This window comes from Pseudomonas sp. FW305-7, from assembly GCF_058786735.1.
On sequence record NZ_JBYSZA010000006.1, the window covers coordinates 17,882 to 39,501 of the forward strand.

A 21,620-nucleotide genomic window follows, 5' to 3' on the forward strand; every position below is an offset into this window, starting at 1 on the left:
TGAGTTCTCATTGCGCCCAAAACGTTCTCAAAACGAACAAGAAACACAGATATGGTCGGATGATCCGTGCATTTTTGTGCAAGTTAGGCATAATACGCGGCTTCGAATTTTGACCCTTCAGACCTTTTCTTATGCACAAAGAACCTCGTAAGGTCCGTGAGTTTCGTCGCCGCGAGCAAGAAATTCTCGATACCGCGCTCAAGCTGTTCCTCGACCAAGGTGAAGACAGTGTCACCGTCGAGATGATTGCTGATGCCGTGGGTATCGGCAAAGGCACGATCTACAAGCACTTCAAATCCAAGGCCGAGATCTATCTGCGCCTGATGCTCGATTACGAGCGCGATTTGAACGAGCTGCTGCATTCGGCCGATGTCGATAAGGACAAGGAAGCGCTGTCCCGTGCCTACTTCGAATTCCGCATGCGCGACCCGCAACGCTATCGCCTGTTCGATCGCCTCGAAGAGAAGGTGGTCAAGGGCAATCAGGTGCCGGAAATGGTCGAGGAGCTGCACAAGATCCGTGCCTCGAACTTTGAACGCCTGACCCTGTTGATCAAGGGCCGCATCAGCGAAGGCAAGCTCGAAGATGTTCCACCGTACTTCCACTACTGCGCGTCCTGGGCGCTGGTGCACGGCGCCGTGGCGCTGTATCACTCGCCGTTCTGGAGCAACGTGCTGGAAGATCAGGAAGGTTTCTTCCAGTTCTTGATGGACATCGGCGTGCGCATGGGCAACAAGCGCAAGCGTGATCCGGAAACGCCGAGCAGCTGAATCATTCAGCGGCCTTATTGCGCCATGATTTCGCTACATGGCGCAGTACCGCAGGAATATACTCAGGCATAGGGCTTGCTAAAACTTGAATTCTGAGTCAAGTTTTAGCCGCTCGATTTTCCATTGCCGGAGTGATCATGATCGTTGACCGTCAAGGCAGGCGTTTTCGCAATTTGCGCATCAGCCTGACCTCAGCCTGCAATTACGCGTGTACCTACTGCGTGCCCAATGGCAAGCGGCTGGTCGCTGCGCAGGATGAACTGTCGGCCGAGGCCATGGCGCGCGGCGTGGCGTATCTGATCGAAGCCGCTGGCATCGAGCGTTTGCGCATTACCGGTGGCGAGCCACTGGTCAGCCCCAAACTCGAATCGTTCATGACCGCCGTCGGCAAGATGGGTCTGGACGACATCAGCCTGACCACCAACGGTCAACTCCTCGCGAAAAAACTGCCGCTGCTGGTGGATGCCGGTTTGCGCCGGATCAACGTGTCCCTCGATACCCTCGACGCCAATGCGTTTCGCAGCATCGCTCGTGGCGGCGATCTGGCCACCGTGCTCGATGGCATGGACCAGGCGGCAGCGGCGGGGATGAAGATCAAGGTCAACATGGTGCCGTTGCGCGGGCAGAACCTCGATCAGGTGATGCCGCTGCTTGATTACTGTCTGGCGCGTGGCTATGAGCTGCGTTTCATCGAGCTGATGCGCATGGGCCATCTGGCTAAGGACTCCAATGCTTTCCTGCAACAGTTCGTCAGCCTGCAACAATTGCTGGAGCTGATCGGCGAGCGCTATGAGTACGCGCAAACCGACGCACCGGTGGACGCCACCGCCGTGCGTTACGCCATTCCCGGGTTGGGCAACTTCGGTGTGATCGCCAACGAAAGTGTGCCGTTCTGCCGGACCTGCTCGCGACTGCGTCTTTCGTCGACCGGTTGGCTGCATGGCTGCCTGTCGTCGAGCAACCGTCACTATGTCGGGGATCTGCTGGACAAGCCGCGTCATCAGGCTTTGCCGGCGCTCCAGCGTCTGCTGGTCAAAGCCTTGGGCGACAAGCAGGAAGTGGCGTTCTCTGGCGGCGCGACTGTCATGAAGATCATCGGCGGCTGATTGTGGTGAGGGGATTTATCCCCGATGGGTTGCGGAGCGACCCCAAAACCATCCTCCTGATTCTGTCTGGCTCACCATAGATACCGAAATCACGACGGCTGCGCCGCCGAGCGGGAGCAAGCTCCCTCGCCACAATGGCTTCATTTCAGGCCTTTGGGGCGTCATTTCAAATTCGATACCTGCACATTTTCAAGGACTGGCGCAAAAGCTGCATCCAACGGCCATTCGCCGGTTTTCCGTCACCGGCCACTGGAGGAATAGGATGCGTAGCCTGGTTTTGCTGCTGGCCGTTTTGGCGCTTGGCGGCTGTATGACTGTCAGCGATATGGCCGAAGGCACTCGCTATCAGATGAGCGATGCGGGGCTGCTCGATCATAGCGACAGTCGCCGCGTGAACAACTTCCGCATTCAACCGGATTCGTTTATCTACATCGCCCAAGGCGCGTTCGCACCGCCGGGTGGTTCGTATCCGCGACCGAACGTGGTGGCTGAAGAGGCCTTCAAGGGCTTCGTCGAATACTTCCCGATGGTCCGCCGCGCTCGTGCGCCGGAAGGCCTTGATCAGGCCATGGGCGAAGCTCGCGATGCCGGTGCGCACTACCTGCTGTACACGCGTTTCGCCAAGGCTGACGACCGCATCGGCAACTCCGATGAGTGGCTCGACGAGGAAGCTGTGGATCGCCTCGGAATCGATGGCGGCGTGATTCAGATCATGTTGATCGAGACCAGCACCCAGTATTTGATTGATACTGCACGGATCAAGAGTCGTGGCGGTTTACTGACGTTCCACGACAACAAGCCCGAAGACCTGATCGGCCCGCCGCTGGCTCAATACGCGCGCAGCCTTCTGGGAGTCGGTGACCAATAATTCAAGGAGTACGCCATGAGTGGCCCGCAAAAAGCCAATGACCTGTTGGGACAGATCCCCAAAACCAAAGGCCTGCCGCCGGTGCACTTGTGGAACCCGGAATTCTGCGGCGACATCGACATGCGCATCGCCCGCGACGGCACCTGGTATTACCTGGGCACGCCGATCGGGCGCAAGCCGATGGTCAAGCTGTTCTCGACGATCATTCGCCGCGATGGCGATGATTACTTCCTGATCACCCCGGTCGAGAAGGTCGGGATCAAAGTCGACGATGCGCCGTTTGTGGCCATTGCCGTCGAGGTTGAAGGCGAGGGTGAGGCGCAGCTTTTGCGCTTCACCACCAACGTTGATGAAACTGCCGAGGCCGGGCCCGAGCACCCGATCCGGGTAGAGATTGATCCGACGACGCAAGAGCCGGCGCCTTACGTGCATGTACGCACTAACCTCGAAGCGCTGATTCACCGCAATGTGTTCTATCAACTGGTGGAACTGGCGGTGAGCCGTGAAATCGATGGCCTGCGCTGGCTCGGGGTGTGGAGTGGCGGCGAGTTCTTCCGCATCGGCCTTGAGCCCTGACAAACGCACAACCCCCCTGTAGGAGTGAGCCTGCTCGCGATAGCGGTGTATCAGTCACCATAAATACCGACTGATCTACCGCTATCGCGAGCAGGCTCACTCCTACAGGGGGTTTGTGTTTCAGCTGAAAATCCCGATTGACTGTTATTCGTATGATGATTAGCTTGATGACCCATCGCAAACAGCTTTGAGGTATCCATGTCCAGCAGCTTTCATGCCTCAACGGTCGACTGGCTCGGCAGCTGGATTGCCGCCGGGCAGGTCAAAGCGGGCCAGACCATCAAGGTCGAGGCCGATCTGGGCGAGCAGCTTGGCGTCAGCCGCACGGTCATTCGCGAAGCGATCAAAACTCTCGTTGCCAAAGGCATGCTCGAAGTCGGGCCGAAGGTCGGCACCCGCGTGTTGCCGGTGCGGCGCTGGAACCTGTTCGATCCGCAAGTCGTCGGTTGGCTGTCACGTAATGGCTTACCGGAAAATTTTGTCGATGACTTGCTCGACCTGCGTCGCACCATTGAACCGATGGCCGTGCGCTGGGCTTGTGAGCGCGCGACGCTGGAACAGATTGAAGCGGTGCAACTGGCTTACAACGCCCTTGAGCGCGCCGTCGACAGCGGCATCGATTACAACCGCGCCGATCAGGCCTTCCACGAATGCATTCTTGCCGCCAGCCATAACCAGTTCATCGAACAAATGGTTCCGGCCCTGGGGGCGTTGCTCGCAGTATCGTTCGAAGTTTCTGCCGCCGATCCCGATGAACTGCGCCGCACCCTGCCGATCCACAAAGACATGGCCGATGCAATCGCCGCCCGGGATGCCGCGCGAGGCGTGTGGGCCTGCATGACCTTGATCGACAATGCCGACCTGGCGATCAAACGTTTTTACCCGAAAGTCATGGCCGATAAAAAAGCCAGTTAATGCAAATTCGCCTGTGGGAGTGAGCCTGCTCGCGATAGCGTCGTATCAGGCAAAGCTGCTTCGACTGATCCGCCGCGATCGCGAGCAGGCTCACTCCTACAGTAAAAACAAGAAAAATGGAGACAGTTATATGCCGTGGACCGCCGTCACCCAGCACCGCGCCCAACTTGGCGAAGGCCCATTCTGGGACGCACCAACCCAAGCGCTGTACTGGGTCGATATCGCCGGTAAACAGGCCCTGCGCCTGATCGGCCAGAACGTGCAGATCTGGCAAATGCCCGAGCACGTTTCCGCGTTCATTCCATGCAACGGTGGCGATGCGCTGGTGACCCTGAGCAGTGGCGTTTACCGCCTCGATCTCGACTCCCCTGGACTCGAACCGCGCCTGACCCTGTTCTGCGTCGCCGATCCGCAACCGGGCAATCGTCCCAACGAAGCTCGCTGCGACGCGCAAGGCCGGTTATGGCTGGGCACCATGCAAAACAACATCGGCGAGCAGGGCGAAGATCTGCCGATCACACGCCGTTCCGGTGGATTGTTCCGTGTCGACCCCGATAAACGTGTCACGCCGTTGCTGCGCGGTCTGGGCATTCCCAACACGCTGCTGTGGAGCGACGACGGCACCACGCTGCTTTTCGGTGACAGCCTCGACGGCACGCTCCATCGCTACTTCATTCACGCCGACGGCAATCTCGATGCCGCACAAGTCTGGTACGGCCCGGATCAGCAGGGCGGCCCGGACGGTTCGGCGCTGGATGCGGAGGGCTATGTGTGGAATGCCCGTTGGGACGGCAGTTGCCTGCTGCGCCTGACGCCTGAAGGCAAGGTCGACCGCAGGATCGATCTGCCAGTCAGCCGCCCGACCAGTTGCGTGTTCGGCGGTGAAGACCTGAAAACCCTGTACATCACCAGTGCCAAGAGTCCGCACAACCATCCACTGGATGGCGCGGTGTTGTCGATGCGCGTGGATATTGCTGGAAAACTCTGTACGCGATTCGCTGGATAAATCCCAAAATATGGGATGCAAAATTATATATTGAGATTATTTGGCGGTCGGGTTTATAGTCGGCTCCAGCAGTAACACGCACTCACACTTAAAAAGAACAAAACAGGTGAAGTGATGCAGCGAATGTCTATCGCACTCCCCAATGGAGTCCGCGTCTCGCAACGGTTCGATGCCGTCAGCGACGCCTGCCTGTTTTGTTTCAAACGCCTTCCAGACCGGACATCGGCAGATGCCCGGTTTTTTTGCGCTTGCGAACAGGAGTCCTGATCCATGGCTGAACCTCTTTCCCTGCCGCGGGTGCCCGCACCGCCGAAGGGTGAGCGTCTGCAAAACAAGGTCGTGCTGTTGACCGGTGCTGCCCAAGGCATCGGTGAAGCCATCGTTGCAGCCTTCGCCTCGCAACAAGCCAAACTGGTGATCAGCGATATTCAGGCGGAAAAGGTCGAGAAAGTCGCCGCCCAATGGCGCGAACAGGGCTTTGACGTGCAGGCACTCAAGACTGATGTGTCACGTCAGCAGGATCTTCACGCCATGGCCAGACGTGCAGTCGAACTGCATGGCCGCATCGACGTGCTGGTCAACTGCGCCGGGGTCAATGTGTTCCGTGATCCACTGCAAATGACCGAAGACGACTGGCATCGCTGCTTCGCCATTGACCTCGACGGCGCCTGGTACGGCTGCAAAGCGGTGCTGCCGCAGATGATCGAGCAGGGCGTCGGCAGCATCATCAACATTGCCTCGACCCATTCCAGCCACATCATCCCCGGTTGCTTCCCGTATCCGGTGGCCAAGCACGGCTTGCTTGGACTGACCCGCGCACTCGGCATCGAATATGCGGCCAAGGGCATTCGCGTCAACGCCATCGCCCCGGGCTACATCGAAACGCAACTGAACGTCGATTACTGGAACGGCTTTGCCGACCCGCTCGCCGAACGCCAACGCGCCTTTGATCTGCATCCGCCAAAACGCATCGGTCAGCCGCTGGAAGTGGCGATGACGGCAGTGTTTCTGGCTAGCGACGAAGCGCCGTTTATCAATGCTTCATGTATCACCATCGATGGTGGTCGTTCGGTGATGTACCACGACTGAACACTGCGGCTTCCATGCGGATAAATCCGCTTGAAATCCAATCATCATACGATATGACTATTTTCAACAGGCTTTGCAGAACCTTGCTTTAACGCTTTTCAAACATTGCTCAAAAAAAATAACAAGGAGTCAGCTTATGAAACGTCGTTTCGGGATTCGTACCCTGTGCAGTGCCGCCCTGGCGGTCACCGCGTTCAGCCTGAGCAGTGCGCTGCTCGCTGCCGATACCGTGAAAATCGGTTTTCTGGTCAAGCAGGCGGAAGAGCCGTGGTTCCAGACCGAATGGGCTTTCGCCGAGAAAGCCGCCAAGGACAAGGGCTTTGAACTGATCAAGATCGCTGTACCGGACGGCGAGAAAACCCTCTCGGCCATCGACAGCCTCGCGGCCAACGGTGCCAAGGGCTTCGTGATCTGCCCGCCGGACGTGTCGCTCGGCCCGGCCATCATGGCCAAAGCCAAGCTCAATGACCTCAAAGTCATCGCCGTCGATGACCGTTTCGTCGACGCCAACGGCAAGTTCATGGAAGACGTGCCGTACCTCGGCATGGCCGCGTTCGAAGTCGGCCAGAAGCAGGGCAACGCGATGGTCGCCGAAGCCAAGAAGCGTAACTGGGACTGGAAAGACACCTATGCGGTGGTCAATACCTACAACGAACTCGACACCGGCAAGAAGCGCACCGACGGCTCGGTGAAATCCCTCGAAGACGCCGGCATGCCGAAAGACCACATTCTGTTCGCCGCACTGAAAACCCTCGACGTGCCGGGCAGTATGGACGCGACCAACTCGGCGCTGGTGAAACTGCCGAGTGCGGCGAAGAACCTGATCATCGGCGGCATGAACGACAACACCGTGCTCGGCGGCGTCCGTGCCACCGAAGCCGCCGGGTTTGCCGCGACCAACGTGATCGGCATCGGCATCAATGGCACTGACGCCATCGGTGAACTGAAGAAGCCTAACAGCGGTTTCTTTGGCTCGATGCTGCCGAGCCCGCACATCGAAGGCTACAAGACCGCCGAGATGATGTACGAGTGGGTCACCACCGGCAAAGAACCGCCGAAGTACACGGCCATGGACGACGTCACCCTGATCACCCGCGAGAACTTCAAGCAAGAGCTGGAAAAAATCGGCTTGTGGAACTGACGTCGCAGCGGCCCGGACAGCCGGGCCGTCTGATCGTGTGAAGAGGTGGTTCAAATGCACGCGCAAGTACAGACAAATGACAACAGCGGCGGCAGCCTGCGCTTCAACGGGATCGGCAAAACCTTCCCAGGTGTGAAGGCGCTGGACGGCATCAGCTTCGTCGCCCATCCAGGACAAGTCCATGCGCTGATGGGCGAAAACGGCGCCGGCAAATCGACCCTGCTGAAAATCCTCGGCGGCGCCTACATTCCGAGCAGCGGCGAGTTGCAGATCGGCGAGCGAACGATGGCCTTCAAGTCCACCGCCGACAGCATCGGCAGCGGCGTCGCGGTGATTCACCAAGAGCTGCATCTGGTGCCGGAAATGACCGTGGCCGAGAATCTGTTTCTCGGTCACTTGCCGGCCAGCTTCGGCCTTATCAATCGCGGTACGTTGCGCCAGCAAGCGTTGAACTGCCTCAAAGGCCTGGCCGATGAAATCGATCCGCAGACCAAGGTAGGACGCTTGTCGCTCGGCCAGCGACAACTGGTGGAAATCGCCAAGGCGTTGTCGCGTGGCGCGCATGTGATTGCCTTCGACGAACCGACCAGCAGCCTCTCGGCCCGCGAAATCGATCGGTTGATGGCGATCATCGGGCGCTTGCGTGACGAAGGCAAAGTGGTGCTTTACGTTTCCCATCGCATGGAAGAAGTGTTCCGTATCTGTGATGCGGTGACGGTGTTCAAGGACGGCCGATTCGTACGCACCTTCGACGACATGAGCCAGTTGACCCACGATCAACTGGTGACCTGCATGGTCGGCCGTGACATTCAGGACATCTACGATTACCGCCATCGCCCACGCGGCGCCGTCGCGTTGAAGGTCGACGGATTGCTCGGCCCGGGCCTGCGCGAACCGATCAGTTTCGAAGCGCACAAAGGCGAGATTCTCGGCCTGTTCGGATTGGTCGGGGCAGGGCGCACCGAGTTGTTTCGTCTGCTCAGTGGTCTGGAGCGCAACACTGCCGGACGCCTTGAATTGCGCGGTCATGAACTGAAGCTGCGCTCACCGCGCGATGCGATTGCCGCCGGGATTCTGCTGTGCCCCGAGGACCGTAAAAAGGAAGGGATCATTCCGCTCGCCAGTGTCGCCGAGAACATCAACATCAGTGCGCGTGGTGCCAACTCTGGCCTCGGCTGCCTGATTCGCGGGCTGTGGGAAAAGGGCAACGCCGACAAGCAAATCAAGGCGTTGAAAGTGAAAACCCCGCATGCCGGCCAGCAGATCAAATTCCTCTCCGGCGGCAATCAGCAGAAGGCCATTCTTGGCCGCTGGTTATCCATGCCGATGAAAGTCCTGCTGCTCGACGAACCGACCCGTGGCATCGACATCGGCGCCAAAGCGGAGATCTACCAGATCATCCATAACCTCGCCGCCGAGGGTATTTCGGTGATCGTGGTGTCCAGCGACCTGATGGAAGTGATGGGCATTTCCGACCGCATTCTGGTGCTCTGCGAAGGCGCCCTGCGCGGCGAAGTCAGCCGTGACCAGGCCAATGAATCCAACTTGCTGCAACTGGCTTTGCCGCGCCACCGCGCTGACGGCGTGGCGAACTGAGAGGTGACTATGATGACAACCCAGAAAGAAACCCTGCCGACCGAGCGCAAACCTTTGGATATGCGGCGCTTCCTCGATGACTGGGTCATGCTGTTGGCAGCCGTCGGTATCTTCGTGGCCTGCACGCTGCTGATCGACAACTTCCTTTCGCCGTTGAACATGCGTGGTTTGGGCCTGGCGATTTCCACCACCGGGATTGCCGCGTGCACGATGTTGTACTGCCTGGCGTCGGGGCATTTTGACCTTTCGGTGGGCTCGGTGATTGCTTGCGCCGGCGTGGTCGCGGCGGTGGTGATGCGTGACACCAACAGCGTGTTTCTCGGCGTCAGCGCAGCGTTGGTGATGGGTCTGATTGTCGGGCTGATCAACGGGATTGTGATTGCCAAATTGCGGGTCAATGCGTTGATCACTACGTTGGCGACCATGCAGATTGTTCGTGGCCTGGCGTACATTTTTGCCAACGGCAAAGCGGTGGGCGTGTCGCAGGAATCGTTCTTCGTCTTCGGTAATGGTCAGTTGTTTGGTGTGCCGGTGCCGATTCTGATTACTATCGTCTGCTTCCTGTTTTTCGGCTGGCTGCTGAATTACACCACCTACGGGCGCAACACCATGGCCATTGGTGGCAACCAGGAAGCGGCGCTGCTGGCGGGCGTTAACGTCGATCGCACCAAGATCATCATCTTTGCCGTGCACGGTGTGATTGGTGCGCTGGCCGGGGTGATTCTGGCGTCGCGGATGACGTCGGGGCAGCCGATGATCGGCCAGGGTTTCGAGCTGACGGTGATTTCGGCTTGCGTGTTGGGCGGGGTGTCGCTGAGCGGCGGGATCGGGATGATTCGGCATGTGATTGCCGGGGTGTTGATTCTGGCGATTATCGAGAATGCGATGAACCTGAAGAACATCGACACGTTTTATCAGTATGTGATTCGGGGTTCGATTTTGCTGTTGGCCGTCGTTATCGATCGTCTCAAACAACGCTAGATTCATTCTCTCCGAGTTGGCTTCAGCACTTAAACCTGTGGGAGCTGGCTTGCCAGCGATTGGGGCGGGTCATTCAACATCAGTTCTGAATGTGCCGCCGCTATCGCTGGCAAGCCAGCTCCCACAGGGATTTGCGGTTAAAGCAGAATTTACGGTTCGACGCATAACCTTTGTAGGAGTGAGCCTGCTCGCGATAGCGTTCTTTCAGTCACATCGATGCTGAAAGTGCCGACGTCATCACGAGCAGGCTCGCTCCCACAGGGAATCGCATCAAGTCCCGCCTTTTGTCACCTTCCCCAAATATTCCTTGCCCGCCCTGGCCCGTTTCGGTTATCACTTTGTACATGATTAGACAGGTACGATTTGACAAGAAACAACGGGTGGTCGACGAACTCGTCCGGCGCATCGAAAGCGGCCTCATGGAGGACGGCTTTCTATTGCCCGGCGAGCATCAGTTGGCTCAGGAATTCAAGGTCAGCCGCGGCACGCTGCGCGAAGCGCTGGCCGAATTGAAGCGGCGCAATTACATCGCCACGCAAAGCGGTGTCGGTTCCATCGTCACGTTCGACGGTGTGGTACTCGACCAGCGTAGCGGCTGGGCGCAGGCGCTGGCCGACAGTGGGGCGCTGATCAACACCGAAGTGCTGCGTCTGGAAGCCGTGACCCGGCCCGATCTGCTGGCCGTTTTCGGCACTGAGAAATTCATTACCCTCGACCGTCGCCGCCGTGCCAATGACGGCACGCTGGTGTCCCTCGAACGCTCATTGATGCCGGCCACCGGCGGCCTGGAAAGCCTGCCGCGCGTCGGTCTGATCGACAACTCCCTGACCATCACCCTGGCCGCCTACGGCTACATCGGCGAGCGCGGCGATCAGTGGATCGGCGCTGAACCGCTCAATGCCGAAGACGCTGAACTGCTTGGCCGCCCGCTCGGCACCGTGTTCCTCAAGGCTCTGCGCACCACTTACGACCGACAGAACCGCTTCATGGAACAGGTGGAAAGCCTGCTCGACCCGGTGCACTTCCGTCTGCACCTGCAATTTGGAGAATCGAAATGACCGCGCTCAACCGTGCCCTCGGTGCGTTTTATGGCCTGGCCCTCGGTGATGCGCTGGGCATGCCGACGCAATCGCTGAACCGCGAAACGATCAAGACCCGCTTCGGCCAGATTACTGATCTGCAGGACGCCGGCCCGCTGCAACCGATTGCCGCGAACATGCCCAAAGGCTCGATTACCGACGACACCGAGCAGGCAATCCTGGTCGGCGAGTTGCTGGTCGAAGGCAAGGGCCGTATCGAACCGGCAATCCTTGCGCAACGCTTGATCGAATGGGAAGCGGCGATGCAGGCCAAGGGCTCGCAGGACTTGCTCGGGCCGTCGACCAAACGTGCCATCGAAATGATCCTCGCCGGTCATTCGCCGGAAGAGGCCGGGCGTTACGGCACCACCAACGGCGCGGCGATGCGCATTACTCCGGTGGGAATCGCGGCAGATGTGGCTGATCCCGAGCGCTTTATTGCGGCGGTGGTGCAGGCCTGTCAGGTAACCCACAACACCACGCTGGGGATTTCCAGTGCGGCGGCAGTGGCGGCGGTGGTCTCTGCCGGGATCAATGGCGTGGATCTGGGCGAGGCGTTGAACCTCGGTCAGCAAATCGCCCAGCAAGCGGAAGCGTACGGGCACTGGGTGGCGGGTGGACGTATTGCTTCGCGCATCAGTTGGGCGCGCACCATCAGCGTCGACAGCGACAAAGCGCTGCTGGCGGATCTGCTCTACGACGTGATCGGCACTTCGGTCGCGTCGCAGGAGTCGGTGGTGGTCTCGTTTGCGCTGGCGCAGCAAGTGGCGGTCGGTGAGATGACCGCGTTCGAAGCGTTGTGCATGGCGGCGAGTCTGGGTGGCGACACCGACACCATCGCGGCGATTCTCGGGGCAATGCTCGGGGCCTGCCTGGGCCTTGAGAGTTGGCCTGCGCCGATGATTGAAACGGTGAAAGCGGTCAATCATCTGGAGCTTGAACCGTTGGTGCAGGGGCTGCTCGCTTTGCGCTGATTGAACTGACGCCATCGCTGGCAAGCCAGCTCCCACAGGGATAGTGCATACCTTAAGGTTCACTCTGGACCTGTGGGAGCTGGCTTGCCAGCGATAGGTGCACCGCAAATTTGATTTTTCCAACCCGCAATGGATCGCGCAGACAGGCCCAGGACGGCCGGGATGTCTTGTCGTCATGCGTCATTGCCACAACCACAAAAAAGGCAAACAGGAGCATTTTTCATGAGTTCATCAAACGCCGGGCAAAGCGCCGGGCAACTGGAAACCCGCGGCATCGAACCGGTGCCGGAAGCCGAGTGCAACGGGCATCCGCTGCAACTGTTCTGGGTCTGGTTCGCTGCCAACATTTCCATTCTCGGTTTGCCGCTGGGCGCCACGCTGGTCGCGTTTCGCGGGCTGGCGATCTGGCAGGCGATCATCGTTGCGATCATCGGCGCCGCCGGTTCGTTCGCCGTGGTCGGGATCATCTCGATTGCCGGTCGTCGCGGTCGGGCGCCGAGTCTGACGCTGTCGCGCGCGATCTTCGGCGTGCGCGGCAATATCGGCCCGACGCTGGTCTCGCTGATGTCGCGACTGGGCTGGGAAACCGTCAACACCACCACCGCCGCGTTCGTGCTGCTATCGCTGTGCTCAATCCTGTTCGGCTCGCCGGTCGAGGCGAAAAGTGCGCCGCTGCTGACGCTGATCTTCATCGCGATTTTTGTTCTGCTGACCTTGGCGGTTTCCGGCCTTGGCCACGCCACGTTGCTGGTGATCCAGAAGTGGGCGACCTACGTGTTCGGCGCGCTGAATATTCTGGTCGGCGGTTTCCTCTGCGCGACCATCGACTGGAGCGCGGTGTTCAACGCCACGCCCGCACCGATGAGCGCGATGATCATCGGCATCGGCACCATGGCCGCTGGCACCGGGATCGGCTGGGCCAACGCCGGTGCCGACATGTCGCGCTATCAACACCGCAGCGTCAAAGCCGTGCGTCTGGTCGCTTCCGCCGCGTTCGGTGCGGGCATCCCGCTGGTGCTGCTGATCACCCTCGGTGGCTTGCTGTCGGTCGGCAACAATGATCTGGCATCGGCGACTGACCCGATCGTGGCGATCCGCGACATGCTGCCAACGTGGATGGCCGTGCCGTACCTGATCACCGCGTTCGGTGGTTTGCTGCTGTCGAATAACCTGTCGGTTTACTCCGCCGGTTTGACCACGCTGACCCTCGGTCTGAAGGTCAAACGCGTCTACGCCGTGGTGGTCGACATCGTCGCGATCTTCGCCGGTTCGATCTACTTCATGCTGATCGCCGACAGCTTCTACGGCCCGTTCATCACCTTCATTTCCCTGCTGGCGGTGCCTATCACTGCGTGGGTCGGGATCTTCGTCGTCGACCTGATTCATCGTCACTACTACAGCCCCAAAGACCTTCTAGATGTCAGCCCGAGCAGCGCTTACTGGTATCGCGGCGGTATCGAATGGCGCGCGTTCGGCGCGTGGGCGATTGCCATCGTGCTCGGTTTCAGCTTCACCACCATTGGCACCACCGCTGAAAACGTCTGGTTCAAGGGCTTTCTGTCCGACTCGTGGCTGGGCCACAACGGCCTCGGCTGGATCGTGACGTTCGTGGTCGCCGGTGGCATTTATCTAGTCCTCGGCGGGGCGAAAGATCGCCGTGCCGCGCAAGTCGAGAATGCCCATGCCTAAGATGTTGCACACCGGCCAGGTCATCATCGACCTGGTCATGGCCGTGGAAAAACTGCCGCAGATCGGCGGTGATGTGCTGGCGCAATCCGCCGGTTTCGAGGCCGGCGGCGGCTTCAACGTGATGGCGGCGGCTGTGCGTAATGGTTTGCCTGTCGTCTACCTGGGCCGTCACGGCAGCGGCCGTTTCGGTGATCTGGCGCGGCAGGCGATGAACGCTGAGGGCATTCACATCGGCATCGCTGAGCCTGCGCAGCGCGACACCGGTTTGTGCGTGGCGCTGACCGATGCATCGGCCGAGCGCAGTTTCATTTCTTACATCGGCGCCGAAGGTGAGGTGACTGAGGCGGATCTGAACAGCGTCGCGGCCGAAGCTGGCGATTACGTTTATCTCAGCGGCTACAGCCTGTTGCATGAGGGCAAGGCGCAGGCGCTGCTTGACTGGACGCTGGCGCTGCCGGACTCGATCAACGTGGTGTTCGATCCGGGCCCGCTGGTGGAATCGCCGGATTCGCCAATGATGCAGGAATTGCTGCCGCGCATTGATGTGTGGACCAGCAACAGTGTCGAGGCGTTGCGCTTTACCGGGACTGAGGATATCGGTGCGGCGCTGGATCGTCTCGCCGAACATCTGCCCGCCGATGTGCTGATGGTGGTGCGCGACGGCCCGCAGGGCTGCTGGATTCACCAGGCCGGCGAGCGCCAGCATGTACCGGGATTTGCCGTAAAAGCAGTAGACAGCAATGGTGCCGGGGATGCGCATGCCGGGGTGTTTGTCGCTGGGCTGGCGCAGGGTTTGTCCGCCCTTGAAGCGGCGCGTCGGGCGAATGCGGCGGCGGCTTTGGCGGTAACGCGTTGGGGGCCGGCGACTTCGCCGGGGAGCGCTGAGGTTGATGCGTTAATCAGCAAGACTTTCGGCGACTGAACAGCCGCTATCGCTGGCAAGCCAGCTCCCACAGGTTTTTGTGGTGAACTCAGTATTTGTGTACAGCCGTACTCCCAGTGGGAGCTGGCTTGCCAGCGATGGGGCCGACAGCGGCACTGCAAAATTCTGATCTGGCCAGCCCTGCCTAAAGATCTGGCCGTCCGCCGCACGCGCGGCGAACGGCCCGGGTACTACTGCAGATCGAGTTTGCGCGCCGCTTCAACGCCGGCGGCGCTGAGCTTGATCGGCAGGTTCAACGAATGTTCGCCGGCTTCGTTGCAGGTCACGTGTCCGTGATGAATCAGTCCGCGATCCTGTAAGGCGGCGAGGGCACTGGCCACGACTTTCTCGCCCCGATAATTGTCCAGCACCTCCTTGCCCAAGCCGCTCGGGTGGGCGTGCAGCAGACGAGTGAGGACTTCTTTTTCCAGGTTTTTATCGACGTTCATGGTTACCTCTTCATGGATTGAATAGGACGCTCGCGTCGGCGAACTACTGACCGGACCCTTCGGAACCCGAGCCACCCGTGGTGGTTTTCGAGCCGATGCCGGGACCGGCGTTATCCGGTGCTGCAGGGGAATCAGGGGTGTTCATGCCGCCCTGGCGACCCGGGTCGCTGCCTTGCGTGCGCGGATCGGTACCGGTGGCGGGGGGCTGGTTGATCAATGGCACGCCCGAGCCATCGGTGTTCATGCCGGGGGCACTGTTGATGGCGGGGGCTCGTGGCGGGGTCGGGTCGGTAGGGCCGGTGCCCGCTGCCGTCGTGGTGGCGGCGAAAACTGCGGGGCAGAGCAGGGCGCTGAATACGAAAGCGGTCAACCTTGACGGGATCATAGGGCTTCTCCAGTGATTGGAATCCTTACCCTCCGTTGGTCTGCTCTCGTTATGGATTGGTGCCTCATGAACGACGAACGGTCTGACTCGCTGCCACGGTTTTGACGTTGATCCGCCGCCAGAACAAACGCCCGACGGTGATCAGCCAGTTCGCCAGCGCAACCAGCAGCACGGTCAACAGCAACGTCGGCATGCCATGTTCAACAATGATTTTCCCCGCCAGCAAGGGAAAGCCGAACACGCCGATGAAGTACGACAGACTGAACAGCAGCAAGGCCTGCGACGTGGTGCCGGTTGGCGCTTCGTTGGCGGCGAGGCCATTGATCACTGAATAGGTGAGGCCGTAACCGACGCCGAGCATCAGCGCTGCCAGCAGATAACTGAAACCGCTGTGTACGCCAAAAGCGAACAGCACAATCGATGCCAGCATCAACCCCGACAACAGGCACGATGCACGTAGCGGATCACGCTTGACCACGAAGCCTGCGATCAGCATCCGGCTGCTGATCGCCGCGCTCATGAACCCGAGGAAGAACAGCGAATAATCGAGCGAGCGGGCGGCGGCGTAACTGGTCTGGAAACTCGACAGACCACCGAACACGCAGCCACCCAGGCCCACCATGATGATCGGGAACAGCGCGCGTGACCCGAGCACTTGCGTGGTTGCGCGCCAGGTGATTTTTGCCGCGCTGCTGGCTTGGGTACTATGCAATCTCGACCCGAGCAGCCAGAACAGCAGCACGCCAATCAGACTCGCCAACGCGGCCAGATAAAACGCTGATGTCACCGGCAGCCCCATGGCACTGGCCGCACGTCCGAGCAACGGGCCGCTACCGATGCCGGTCATCATGCTGCCCGACAGCAAAGCGAAATATCTGGCCCGCTGCGCCGGACTCACCAGACTCGCGACAATGATCGGTCCCAAGGTGTAAAACACGCCCCAGCCCAGGCCCAGCAGCAAGCCGAAAAACAACAACAGCTGGCCAAACCCCGGCGTCAGCGCAAAGCCCAGACTGGCCGCCACCAACAGCACGCCAAACAACGCAATCGAACGCGCCGCACCGAGCAGATCCGACAAATGTCCGGACACCAGCACCGCCACAAACGTGCTGAGCATCGCCGCCGAAATCACACTGCCGGCGTCGTGCTCGTTACCGCCGCGAGAGCTGATCAACAACGACAGCAAAAACGTCGAGCCGTAGGACAGCGACAACAGATAACTGGCGAGACAGAACAGGCCGAACAGCTTGCCTGAGACCTGAGGTGTGGCTGGCGACATGACGCGGTTCCTTGAGCGGCAAAATTCAGCGTCATCTAGATAACACGTCAGGCGCAGGGCTTAGGTCCGAGGTTGCTGAAGTCAGGATCGTCGTGCGCCGGAGTAACGCGTTAGACGATGCCGATCTCTTCCTTGAACTGCTCCATGAAACCTTTCAGGCGTTGATGCCGTTCTTGCGCCAGGCGCTGGCCGGCGACCGTCTGGAAACCATCGGCGAGGTGCAGCAGTTTGGTCTGGAAATGATCGAGGCAAAAACGCTTGTCATCGTAGTCGCGTAGATTCGCTTCAGGATCCACGGGGTCGTAAAGCGCAGAACCCATGCGCCCGGCGACGTAGAACGTGCGGGCAACGCCGAGCATGCCCAGCGAGTCGAGACGGTCGGCGTCCTGGACGATTTTTGCTTCGAGGGTCAACGGGGTGATGTTGGCGGAGAAACTGTGGGCTTCGATGGCGTGGGCGACGGTGGCGATTTTTTCTTCCGGCCAGTTCATTTCTGCCAATACCGCCGCAGCTTTTTCTGCCGCCAGACGTGAGGCTTGTGAACGCAGCGGCGAGTTCTTTTCTACGGCGACGCAATCGTGGAGCAGCACGGCCGCCAGCAACACCTCCAGGTCGCCGCCTTCCTCAGCGTGCAAAGTACGCACGTTGTGCCAAACACGCTGGAGATGTGCGAGGTCGTGAGCGCCGTCGTCTGAGGGTTCCAGAGCGTGGGGCAGCAATTCGGCGGCGAGATCCATCAAAGGCGCAAAAGCTGTAGCTGACATAGACATCCTGTTTATCGTCTGAGTAAAACCCGGTGGCGAGGGAGCTTGCTCCCGCTGGGTTGCGTAGCGGCCCCGAATCCCATCGATGTGGAGGATCAGGCAGATCGCATTTCCTGGATTATGCCTGCTTCGCAGCCAAGCGCGAGCAAGCTCCCTCGCCACAAAAGCAATGCGGCCTTAGTATGGCGTTTTCCTTTTCCGACAAGGCCCGTCCATGACGATCGAAATCCGCCCGGCGACCCCCAGCGATGCACCGCAAATCCTCGCCTTCATCACTGAACTTGCGGATTTCGAAAAGGCCCGTCACGAAGTCATCGCCAGCGTCGCCGACATCGAACGCAGCCTGTTCGGCGAAGGCGCCACCGCCCACGGCCTGATCTGCCTGCGCGACGGTCTGCCGATCGGCTTCGCCGTATTTTTCTTCAGCTATTCGACTTGGTTGGGCAGCAATTGCCTGTACCTGGAAGACCTCTACATCACCCCCGAGCAACGCGGTGGCGGCGCCGGTAAAACCCTGCTGCGGCACCTGGCGAAAATCGCCTGCGACAACGACTGCGGGCGCTTCGAGTGGAGCGTGCTGGAGTGGAACACCCCTGCCATCGATTTCTACAAATCCCTTGGCGCGCAGCCGCAGGAAGAGTGGGTGCGCTATCGCATGGATGGCAAAGTGCTGCGCGAGTTTGCCGAGGGCTAAAGTGCCTCAATGGCAATCCGCTATTGATTCGATTGTCGCCAGTGCTCTGGTCCGGCATTCTACGCGCGCATTTTTGCGCGCTCACGGACGACACCTGCAATGCTTCTGGAACCCTTTCTACACGCCCGTGGAGCCTTCGCTGGGTCAATGAGTGACCGGCGATGTGCGGACATACAGGGAGTGATGCCATGAAGTGGTTACTGGTGAGCGTTGTGTGCCTGTTCTGCGTGTCCTGCGCCCGATCCCATGATATTCGGCCGGCGGTGTTAGCGTTCGACTCGATCAGTAGCGGCCACACCATCAGTGGTTACTACCTTGTGCGCTTTCATTCGGATACGGAACTGCTTGAACTGTTCGCCCGCGAAAAGAATGCCCGCAGTTTCGACCAGGTATTTGTTTGTGCACTGGCCGATGATACGGATTTTTCCGTTGGACACACGATGGCTCAAGCGGCGATGGGATTGATCGAAGAAAACCGGCAATCAACGCCAGGATCCGGCTTTGATTATCTGGCGCGTGTTTCTTTCAGAAGTCATACCGACAGATACCGCAGTTCAGAGTATCTGAGTAAGAGTGCCTTGAAAGGGTTGTTGCAAGGCAAACAAAGTATCCCTTGCAAGGTGGTCGTTATGGCAACCGGTTACAAAGCGTATTACACACGGTCGTTGTTTATGCCGGTGGCAGAAATATTGTCTGTTTTGAAGGCTGATGGAGCCGAGTGAGTAATTACTGCGCGCTTATCTGCAATCGTCGTAGTCAGGTATTTCAGGTGTTCATTTAATTGACAGGATGTTGGGTTGAAAAGGTATTTAGGGATTTGTTTTTTGCTTTGCAGTGCCTGCGCCGAAAGACCAGAGATTGCGCGATCCGACATCGAGTTTGTTGCCATGGCGTATGTGCCCGGGAATGGCACCATTGAAGTTCGATTTGCTTCAGAGGCGGACTTGATGAATATCCTCAAGGGTGATTCGAGGACGATTCAGGACGACAACACGTTGACGTGTTATCTGGATGCAAGACTCGATTTTCATGAGAGACACGGTCAGTCGAACTTTCTAATCGGTGCCGTGGATGAACTGGATCGCCAGGGTGCACTTGGCAAACATCAATATTCGGCCCGTCTGGCATCGGTGCACAGCGATCATGAGGACGGCTCGAATACGTTTCTTTCACAGGAACAGCTCTTGGCTTTTTTACGAGAGCGCAATGCCTTGGCCTGCCGGTTCAGTGCCTCGGGGTATTTTTCCGAGTCTTACCAATCCCATCCTGTCGGTATTGCAAGTTCCGAGTTTGCGCGTGTTATGGAACAGAGGGTCAAACATTGAATTTGCGTATCGCGAAGTGGCTGTTGATGGGTGGTTTTTTATTGTGTTCATCGTGCCTGCACCTCAATGTCCCCCCCGCCAGGCTTGAGTTTGTCTCGATCAATCACGAGAATTATTCCTCCTATGACCTGCGTTTCACCTCAGACCGAAACCTGATTGATTTGTATGAGGATCATGGCCGACGAGGGCAGATCGGCACCTGGATTAAATGCTCCTTGAATGGTGATCCAGACTTTTCCGTCGAACATGAAATCGTTTTGGAAGCGTCGGGAATCGTCAGTGGCATGCGCCTGATCGAGGGCGATCGTCGGTACGAGATGTTCGCCAATATCAGCGTCGAGAATCACGCCATCAATGACGGCCGCAACTACATCAGACCGGTCGAGTTGGTGCAGATCCTCAAGCCGCAGGAATACATTCCGTGCAAGGTGGCGATCACGGCTTTTCCGTTCGTGGCCTATTACTCGAAAGTCATGTACATGCCTGCGTCGCGGTTCATTGCTGCAATAGAAAATCCCCGTGTGGCACCACCGCGTATTTCCCTCAAACAGTCTGATCAACCGAGGTCGTTGCTGCCTTCTGCTTCCGTGTGCATCGTGCGCTGGCGCTATGAACTGGCGCTGGGATATGACCAGATCGACAGTCTCGGGCTCTGCAGTGATGTGCCCTACGCCGGCATGCTGGCCTCGTTTGCGCCGAGCAAGACGAAGTTGCGGATTGTTTCAGGTTCAGAGGAAACCCCGGCACCCTTTGCGGCATACACCATCATCCGCGGTGACGGACGTCTGGAGCCCGGAATAACTGACGAGAAAGGCCGTACGCATGAGGTTGGATCCATTGAGAACGAAACGTTGAGGGTCATCATCAACAAGAATCTCGACGTTGTTGAGCGATGGACTCCCTGGACTGATTCGGTCCCATAATGTGGGATGCAAAATTACATATTGAGATTTCACGCTTAAGAGGTCTATAGTCCGTCGCACTCACTGCCAAAAACAAAACAGGTGAAGCGATGCTGGCGCAATTGATCGCGCTCGATTGGGGGACGACCTCATTACGTGCTTACAAACTCGCGGCGGACGGCTTGGTGCTGGAACAGCGCGCGCTCTCGTCCGGGATCATGCAGTTGCCGAAGACCCCGCGAGTCATCAACGGTCGCGAGTGCACCGACGGTTTTGAACTGGCCTTTGATGAGGTGTGTGGCGACTGGCTCGATGCGCAGCCGGATCTGCCGGTGATCGCTTGCGGCATGGTCGGCAGCGCGCAGGGCTGGCGTGAAGCGGCCTACTGCGAGACGCCGGCAAACGTCGCCAATCTCGGAAACTCCCTACAAACCGTGGTCAGTCTGCGCGGCACCCGCGTGCACATCGTGCCGGGTGTGATTCAGCGTTCGCGTTTGCCCAATGTGATGCGCGGTGAAGAAACCCAGGTCCTCGGTGTCCTGCAAAATCTGCCGGTCTCGGCGGGTAGTGATCTGTTGATCGGCCTGCCGGGCAGCCATTCGAAATGGGTGGAAGTGGTCGATGGCCGCATCACGCATTTCGACACCTTCATGACCGGCGAAGTGTTCGCCGTGCTCAGCGAACACAGCATTCTCGGCCGTACCCAACAGCAAGGCGCGACGTTCGATGGTCAGGCGTTTGACCGGGGCGTGCAGGTTGCGCTGTCGGCGGACGGTGAACTCGGCGTGCTCTCGAATTTATTCAGTGCGCGAACGCTGGGCCTGACCGGTGAACTCAGCCCGACGGCGCAAGCGGATTACCTGTCCGGCCTCATGATTGGTCATGAACTGGCGGCACTCGCCACGGTTCAGCGGCATCGACGCAACAGCGTGCATCTTCCTTCGATCATCCTCATCGGTAACGCGCAACTCTGCGCGCGCTATAGCCGTGCCCTTGATGCTTGCGGTTTCGCCAAGGTGACGCTGGCCGAGCAGGCCACCGAGCGTGGACTGTGGCAACTGGCGCTGGCCGCCGGACTGATCGATTCCTCATCCCGTTAACCCTGACTGG

The 21,620-nt window shown here is 59.0% G+C and carries 23 protein-coding genes; 19 read left to right on the forward strand and 4 right to left on the reverse strand.

The window, feature by feature from the left end; all coding sequences use genetic code 11:
• Positions 1 to 131 precede the first annotated feature (131 nt).
• The 14 genes from AC3WMT_RS09980 to AC3WMT_RS10045 all read left to right on the forward strand — a co-directional run bounded on the left by AC3WMT_RS09980 (position 132) and on the right by AC3WMT_RS10045 (position 14,712).
• Positions 132 to 770 (forward strand): TetR/AcrR family transcriptional regulator, encoded by a 639-nt coding sequence (locus tag AC3WMT_RS09980; protein WP_007908276.1) that lies wholly within the window; start codon positions 132 to 134, stop codon positions 768 to 770.
• A gap of 137 nt (positions 771 to 907) precedes the next feature.
• On the forward strand, positions 908 to 1,876 hold the full coding sequence (locus AC3WMT_RS09985; RefSeq protein WP_103306697.1) for a GTP 3',8-cyclase MoaA: 969 nt from the start codon (positions 908 to 910) through the stop codon (positions 1,874 to 1,876).
• Positions 1,877 to 2,138: 262 nt separating this feature from the next.
• Complete coding sequence (locus AC3WMT_RS09990; RefSeq protein WP_093435410.1) at positions 2,139 to 2,744, forward strand: DUF4823 domain-containing protein; 606 nt, start codon at positions 2,139 to 2,141, stop codon at positions 2,742 to 2,744.
• Between the two features lie 15 nt (positions 2,745 to 2,759).
• On the forward strand, positions 2,760 to 3,320 hold the full coding sequence (locus tag AC3WMT_RS09995) for a DUF1285 domain-containing protein (RefSeq protein ID WP_103306696.1): 561 nt from the start codon (positions 2,760 to 2,762) through the stop codon (positions 3,318 to 3,320).
• 198 nt (positions 3,321 to 3,518) lie between these two features.
• A complete protein-coding gene (locus AC3WMT_RS10000) occupies positions 3,519 to 4,235 on the forward strand; it encodes a FadR/GntR family transcriptional regulator (protein ID WP_103306695.1) in 717 nt (238 codons plus the stop codon).
• 130 nt (positions 4,236 to 4,365) lie between these two features.
• The gene (locus tag AC3WMT_RS10005; protein WP_103306694.1) at positions 4,366 to 5,241 is read left to right on the forward strand and encodes an SMP-30/gluconolactonase/LRE family protein; all 876 of its coding nucleotides are present in this window, start codon (positions 4,366 to 4,368) and stop codon (positions 5,239 to 5,241) included.
• A 270-nt stretch (positions 5,242 to 5,511) separates the two neighbouring features.
• Positions 5,512 to 6,330 (forward strand): SDR family oxidoreductase, encoded by an 819-nt coding sequence (locus AC3WMT_RS10010; RefSeq protein ID WP_103306693.1) that lies wholly within the window; start codon positions 5,512 to 5,514, stop codon positions 6,328 to 6,330.
• A gap of 136 nt (positions 6,331 to 6,466) precedes the next feature.
• Positions 6,467 to 7,471, forward strand: a complete 1,005-nt coding sequence (locus AC3WMT_RS10015; RefSeq protein WP_103306692.1) for a substrate-binding domain-containing protein — start codon at positions 6,467 to 6,469, stop codon at positions 7,469 to 7,471.
• 54 nt (positions 7,472 to 7,525) lie between these two features.
• Complete coding sequence (gene araG / locus AC3WMT_RS10020; RefSeq protein ID WP_103306691.1) at positions 7,526 to 9,067, forward strand: L-arabinose ABC transporter ATP-binding protein AraG; 1,542 nt, start codon at positions 7,526 to 7,528, stop codon at positions 9,065 to 9,067.
• Between the two features lie 12 nt (positions 9,068 to 9,079).
• Complete coding sequence (gene araH, locus AC3WMT_RS10025; RefSeq protein WP_103306713.1) at positions 9,080 to 10,048, forward strand: L-arabinose ABC transporter permease AraH; 969 nt, start codon at positions 9,080 to 9,082, stop codon at positions 10,046 to 10,048.
• Positions 10,049 to 10,392: 344 nt separating this feature from the next.
• Complete coding sequence (locus AC3WMT_RS10030) at positions 10,393 to 11,106, forward strand: GntR family transcriptional regulator (protein WP_103306690.1); 714 nt, start codon at positions 10,393 to 10,395, stop codon at positions 11,104 to 11,106.
• Positions 11,103 to 12,101, forward strand: coding sequence for an ADP-ribosylglycohydrolase family protein (locus tag AC3WMT_RS10035; RefSeq protein ID WP_103306689.1), 999 nt, complete (start codon positions 11,103 to 11,105; stop codon positions 12,099 to 12,101). Before AC3WMT_RS10030 ends, AC3WMT_RS10035 begins: the two co-directional genes overlap by 4 nt.
• A gap of 222 nt (positions 12,102 to 12,323) precedes the next feature.
• Positions 12,324 to 13,790, forward strand: a complete 1,467-nt coding sequence (locus tag AC3WMT_RS10040; RefSeq protein ID WP_103306688.1) for a purine-cytosine permease family protein — start codon at positions 12,324 to 12,326, stop codon at positions 13,788 to 13,790.
• The gene (locus AC3WMT_RS10045) at positions 13,783 to 14,712 is read left to right on the forward strand and encodes a PfkB family carbohydrate kinase (protein WP_103306687.1); all 930 of its coding nucleotides are present in this window, start codon (positions 13,783 to 13,785) and stop codon (positions 14,710 to 14,712) included. Before AC3WMT_RS10040 ends, AC3WMT_RS10045 begins: the two co-directional genes overlap by 8 nt.
• Positions 14,713 to 14,903: 191 nt before the next feature.
• On the opposite strand, the gene AC3WMT_RS10050 is transcribed toward AC3WMT_RS10045, so the two are convergent.
• The 4 genes from AC3WMT_RS10050 to AC3WMT_RS10065 form a co-directional block, all read right to left on the reverse strand.
• The gene (locus AC3WMT_RS10050; protein ID WP_016986009.1) at positions 14,904 to 15,161 is read right to left on the reverse strand and encodes a hypothetical protein; all 258 of its coding nucleotides are present in this window, start codon (positions 15,159 to 15,161) and stop codon (positions 14,904 to 14,906) included.
• 43 nt (positions 15,162 to 15,204) lie between these two features.
• Positions 15,205 to 15,546 carry a hypothetical protein gene (locus tag AC3WMT_RS10055; protein ID WP_103306686.1) on the reverse strand — a complete coding sequence of 114 codons (342 nt, stop codon included), beginning with the start codon at positions 15,544 to 15,546 and terminating at the stop codon, positions 15,205 to 15,207.
• Between the two features lie 64 nt (positions 15,547 to 15,610).
• A complete protein-coding gene (locus AC3WMT_RS10060) occupies positions 15,611 to 16,825 on the reverse strand; it encodes an MFS transporter (RefSeq protein ID WP_103306685.1) in 1,215 nt (404 codons plus the stop codon).
• 110 nt (positions 16,826 to 16,935) lie between these two features.
• The gene (locus AC3WMT_RS10065) at positions 16,936 to 17,589 is read right to left on the reverse strand and encodes an HD domain-containing protein (protein WP_103306684.1); all 654 of its coding nucleotides are present in this window, start codon (positions 17,587 to 17,589) and stop codon (positions 16,936 to 16,938) included.
• Positions 17,590 to 17,803: 214 nt separating this feature from the next.
• Here AC3WMT_RS10065 and AC3WMT_RS10070 point away from each other — a divergent pair, with 214 nt between their 5' ends.
• The 5 genes from AC3WMT_RS10070 to AC3WMT_RS10090 all read left to right on the forward strand — a co-directional run bounded on the left by AC3WMT_RS10070 (position 17,804) and on the right by AC3WMT_RS10090 (position 21,610).
• Positions 17,804 to 18,283 (forward strand): GNAT family N-acetyltransferase, encoded by a 480-nt coding sequence (locus AC3WMT_RS10070; protein ID WP_103306682.1) that lies wholly within the window; start codon positions 17,804 to 17,806, stop codon positions 18,281 to 18,283.
• A gap of 188 nt (positions 18,284 to 18,471) precedes the next feature.
• Complete coding sequence (locus AC3WMT_RS10075) at positions 18,472 to 19,005, forward strand: hypothetical protein (protein ID WP_256583595.1); 534 nt, start codon at positions 18,472 to 18,474, stop codon at positions 19,003 to 19,005.
• A gap of 75 nt (positions 19,006 to 19,080) precedes the next feature.
• Positions 19,081 to 19,608 carry a hypothetical protein gene (locus AC3WMT_RS10080; RefSeq protein ID WP_103306681.1) on the forward strand — a complete coding sequence of 176 codons (528 nt, stop codon included), beginning with the start codon at positions 19,081 to 19,083 and terminating at the stop codon, positions 19,606 to 19,608.
• The gene (locus AC3WMT_RS10085) at positions 19,605 to 20,531 is read left to right on the forward strand and encodes a hypothetical protein (RefSeq protein ID WP_103306680.1); all 927 of its coding nucleotides are present in this window, start codon (positions 19,605 to 19,607) and stop codon (positions 20,529 to 20,531) included. Before AC3WMT_RS10080 ends, AC3WMT_RS10085 begins: the two co-directional genes overlap by 4 nt.
• An 89-nt stretch (positions 20,532 to 20,620) precedes the next feature.
• Positions 20,621 to 21,610 (forward strand): 2-dehydro-3-deoxygalactonokinase, encoded by a 990-nt coding sequence (locus AC3WMT_RS10090; RefSeq protein WP_103306679.1) that lies wholly within the window; start codon positions 20,621 to 20,623, stop codon positions 21,608 to 21,610.
• The last annotated feature ends 10 nt before the right edge of the window (positions 21,611 to 21,620 follow it).

Coding starts and splice junctions, on each gene's coding strand:
- AC3WMT_RS10035 (WP_103306689.1), top strand. CDS start 11,103: ATGACCGCGCTCAACCGTGCCCTCGGTGCGTTTTATGGCCTGGCCCTC.
- AC3WMT_RS10060 (WP_103306685.1), bottom strand. CDS start 16,825: ATGTCGCCAGCCACACCTCAGGTCTCAGGCAAGCTGTTCGGCCTGTTC.
- AC3WMT_RS10015 (WP_103306692.1), top strand. CDS start 6,467: ATGAAACGTCGTTTCGGGATTCGTACCCTGTGCAGTGCCGCCCTGGCG.
- AC3WMT_RS10050 (WP_016986009.1), bottom strand. CDS start 15,161: ATGAACGTCGATAAAAACCTGGAAAAAGAAGTCCTCACTCGTCTGCTG.
- AC3WMT_RS09990 (WP_093435410.1), top strand. CDS start 2,139: ATGCGTAGCCTGGTTTTGCTGCTGGCCGTTTTGGCGCTTGGCGGCTGT.
- AC3WMT_RS10070 (WP_103306682.1), top strand. CDS start 17,804: ATGACGATCGAAATCCGCCCGGCGACCCCCAGCGATGCACCGCAAATC.
- AC3WMT_RS10030 (WP_103306690.1), top strand. CDS start 10,393: ATGATTAGACAGGTACGATTTGACAAGAAACAACGGGTGGTCGACGAA.
- araG (WP_103306691.1), top strand. CDS start 7,526: ATGCACGCGCAAGTACAGACAAATGACAACAGCGGCGGCAGCCTGCGC.
- AC3WMT_RS10055 (WP_103306686.1), bottom strand. CDS start 15,546: ATGATCCCGTCAAGGTTGACCGCTTTCGTATTCAGCGCCCTGCTCTGC.
- AC3WMT_RS09980 (WP_007908276.1), top strand. CDS start 132: ATGCACAAAGAACCTCGTAAGGTCCGTGAGTTTCGTCGCCGCGAGCAA.
- AC3WMT_RS10005 (WP_103306694.1), top strand. CDS start 4,366: ATGCCGTGGACCGCCGTCACCCAGCACCGCGCCCAACTTGGCGAAGGC.
- AC3WMT_RS10040 (WP_103306688.1), top strand. CDS start 12,324: ATGAGTTCATCAAACGCCGGGCAAAGCGCCGGGCAACTGGAAACCCGC.
- AC3WMT_RS10090 (WP_103306679.1), top strand. CDS start 20,621: ATGCTGGCGCAATTGATCGCGCTCGATTGGGGGACGACCTCATTACGT.
- AC3WMT_RS10045 (WP_103306687.1), top strand. CDS start 13,783: ATGCCTAAGATGTTGCACACCGGCCAGGTCATCATCGACCTGGTCATG.
- AC3WMT_RS09985 (WP_103306697.1), top strand. CDS start 908: ATGATCGTTGACCGTCAAGGCAGGCGTTTTCGCAATTTGCGCATCAGC.
- AC3WMT_RS10065 (WP_103306684.1), bottom strand. CDS start 17,589: ATGTCAGCTACAGCTTTTGCGCCTTTGATGGATCTCGCCGCCGAATTG.
- araH (WP_103306713.1), top strand. CDS start 9,080: ATGACAACCCAGAAAGAAACCCTGCCGACCGAGCGCAAACCTTTGGAT.
- AC3WMT_RS10000 (WP_103306695.1), top strand. CDS start 3,519: ATGTCCAGCAGCTTTCATGCCTCAACGGTCGACTGGCTCGGCAGCTGG.
- AC3WMT_RS10010 (WP_103306693.1), top strand. CDS start 5,512: ATGGCTGAACCTCTTTCCCTGCCGCGGGTGCCCGCACCGCCGAAGGGT.
- AC3WMT_RS09995 (WP_103306696.1), top strand. CDS start 2,760: ATGAGTGGCCCGCAAAAAGCCAATGACCTGTTGGGACAGATCCCCAAA.
- AC3WMT_RS10075 (WP_256583595.1), top strand. CDS start 18,472: ATGAAGTGGTTACTGGTGAGCGTTGTGTGCCTGTTCTGCGTGTCCTGC.